General features: G+C 61.2%; 2 protein-coding genes. One reads left to right on the forward strand and one right to left on the reverse strand.

Translation table 11 applies throughout. The annotated features are described in order from the left end of the window. Positions 1-367, reverse strand: a 367-nt coding sequence (locus tag VBE63_RS29865) for a heme-binding protein (RefSeq protein ID WP_323686593.1), incomplete at its 3' end; no start/stop codon positions are given. Between the two features lie 342 nt (positions 368-709). Between VBE63_RS29865 and VBE63_RS29870 the strand changes: the two genes are divergently transcribed. After that, a partial coding sequence (locus VBE63_RS29870) for a hypothetical protein (RefSeq protein WP_323686594.1) occupies positions 710-1174 on the forward strand: 465 nt, incomplete at its 3' end.

Genomic DNA, 1174 nt, shown 5'->3' on the forward strand with positions numbered 1-1174 from the left:
AGTCGGTCTGTGCGGGGCGTTGCGTCACCGGGGCGGTCATCTCGATCCGCGTTCCGGCTTGGTCATCGTCGCTGGCCGACGGGCGCTGCGAGACGGGTGCGGTCATCGCGATCTTCTCAGCGGCCTGATTGTTGCCGAAGATATAGTCGGCGAGGATGCGAAAGGCCTCTCCGCCGACCTGGTCGAAGCGGCCCTGCACCTCGGTTTCAGCGAGCAGTTGCGGCTGATAGCGGCGCAGCTCGAAACCTGAGTCTTCACGGACGACCTCGTAAGGTGGTTCTTCGGTGGCCATGGCGTGCCCTCCCCAGACGGTCAGTAACATCGCCAGCGCGATGCGCTTCAATAGCCGGTTGTGCCTGTTCATCATCGATGTCCTCATGCGCCTGTCTTATTGGCGAGGCGGGATGGTTGGCAGAGATCCGCGCGACATGCATCGCGTGTTCCCCTCCTGCATGGTTCCTATCGCAAATCTGACAACAGCATCGGCCAATGATCGGCGAATGATCGGCGAATGATCGGCCAATGATCGGCCGACATCAGCGCCAACCCTGACGCGGATGCAGATGACAGACGGCGCCACGCGGTGTCTCGTTTGAACGCGCTTTGGACACTCAAACCGGATCCGGCAGCTTTGTGATAGCTTTGCTAAAGTGCTGTGAACAGGGACGCCTCAATGCCTGTCGAGCCTACGCCACGAGACCGTTCAACCGTGCCCGCACTCCCCTCGACCCTGCCAGCGCATCGACCGGTGACGACCCAGTCTCTGGGCCGACGTCTGGCTGACGCAGCCTTGGCACTGATCGCCACTGGAGCATTGTTCACGGCGCTGGCACCCCTCCCCTCGCTGTTGGTGCATCTGACGGCGTGGGCGGTGTTCATCCTGGTGCTCATCCTCAGTGCCTGGATGGACCGCGTCCGCTCGGCTAACCCATTGCCCGCACAGCGCCTGTCTGCCGAACACGCGATCACGCACCCGGGACCGCGCAAGCGACCTGACCCAGACACAAGAATTCCGTTATCACTCGGCCCATTCAATACGCAGAATGGATGCGACCTCGATGAGTCGCCCGAGTCGATTTGCCACTCTGTCTCCTTCGAAGACAGCTCCATCACGGCTGACGACGATAGCCTCTGGGCTGAATCGGACTTCGATCTGTTCACCTCATTCTCGACC

It is taken from the genome of Lamprobacter sp., assembly GCF_034860625.1.
Classification (GTDB): domain Bacteria; phylum Pseudomonadota; class Gammaproteobacteria; order Chromatiales; family Chromatiaceae; genus Lamprobacter.